Genomic DNA, 1,373 nt, shown 5'->3' with positions numbered 1-1,373 from the left:
GTAAACGGCGGCCGTAACTATAACGGTCCTAAGGTAGCGAAATTCCTTGTCGGGTAAGTTCCGACCTGCACGAATGGCGTAACGATCTCCCCGCTGTCTCAAACGTGGACTCAGCGAAATTGAACTGTGTGTCAAGATGCACACTACCCGCGGTTAGACGGAAAGACCCCATGAACCTTTACTCTAGCTTTGCACTGGCACCAGGAATGTGATGCGCAGGATAGGTGGTAGGCTTTGAAGCCGGGACTCTGGTCTCGGTGGAGCCTCCCTTGAGATACCACCCTTCGCCTTCTTGGTGTCTAACCGCGACCCGTTATCCGGGTCCGGGACCCTGCATGGTGGGGAGTTTGACTGGGGCGGTCGCCTCCCAAATCGTAACGGAGGCGCGCGAAGGTTGGCTCAGACCGGTCGGAAATCGGTCGTTGAGTGCAATGGCAGAAGCCAGCCTGACTGCGAGACTGACAAGTCGAGCAGAGACGAAAGTCGGCCATAGTGATCCGGTGGTCCCAAGTGGGAGGGCCATCGCTCAACGGATAAAAGGTACTCTGGGGATAACAGGCTGATGATGCCCAAGCGTCCACAGCGACGGCATCGTTTGGCACCTCGATGTCGGCTCATCTCATCCTGGGGCTGGAGCAGGTCCCAAGGGTACGGCTGTTCGCCGTTTAAAGAGGTACGTGAGCTGGGTTTAGAACGTCGTGAGACAGTTCGGTCCCTATCTGCCGTGGGTGCAGGAGACTTGAGAAGAGTTGACCCTAGTACGAGAGGACCGGGTTGAACGAACCACTGGTGGACCAGTTATCGTGCCAACGGTAGTGCTGGGTAGCTATGTTCGGACAGGATAAACGCTGAAGGCATCTAAGCGTGAAGCCCCCTTCAAAACTAGGTCTCCCTTGAGGGCCGTGGAAGACGACCACGTCGATAGGCCAGAGGTGTAAGTGCAGCAATGCATTCAGCTGACTGGTACTAATTGCCCGATTGGCTTGATCTGATCCGGAAACGGCAAGGCCAGAGCAATCGCTCAGCCATTCGCCTTCCGATAAACAGACAGAAGTCATAGACTGGAACCTGATGTTCTCTCCCTTGCGCCAAAAGGCGCAGGGTCTCTGATCCGGTTTGGTGGTCATAGCGACGGCTAAACTCCCGATCCCTTCCCGAACTCGGCCGATAAGGGCCGTCACGCCGATGGTACTGCGTCTTAAGACGTGGGAGAGTAGGTCACCGCCAAACCTGACCAGAGACCCTAAACGATATCAATAAAATACCCCCGACATCCTTCCGACGGGGAAAACGGCCGCGGGGTGGAGCAGCCCGGTAGCTCGTCAGGCTCATAACCTGAAGGCCGCAGGTTCAAATCCTGCCCCCGCAACCAA

1 tRNA gene and 2 rRNA genes are annotated in these 1,373 nt (G+C 56.3%); all 3 read left to right on the top strand.

Features of this window, described 5'->3' with window-relative positions:
- A 23S ribosomal RNA gene (locus K1Y73_RS21900) occupies positions 1–991 on the top strand; the annotation flags it as partial.
- Between the two features lie 124 nt (positions 992–1,115).
- Positions 1,116–1,230 (top strand): 5S ribosomal RNA (gene rrf, locus K1Y73_RS21895).
- A gap of 65 nt (positions 1,231–1,295) precedes the next feature.
- Positions 1,296–1,372, top strand: a tRNA-Met gene (locus K1Y73_RS21890).
- Position 1,373 lies beyond the last annotated feature (1 nt).

The organism is Xinfangfangia pollutisoli (genome assembly GCF_020179405.1).
In the GTDB taxonomy this organism is placed as follows: domain Bacteria; phylum Pseudomonadota; class Alphaproteobacteria; order Rhodobacterales; family Rhodobacteraceae; genus Pseudogemmobacter; species Pseudogemmobacter pollutisoli.
Note: the sequence above shows the minus strand (reverse complement) of the source record. Positions and strands in the feature narration are given on the sequence as shown.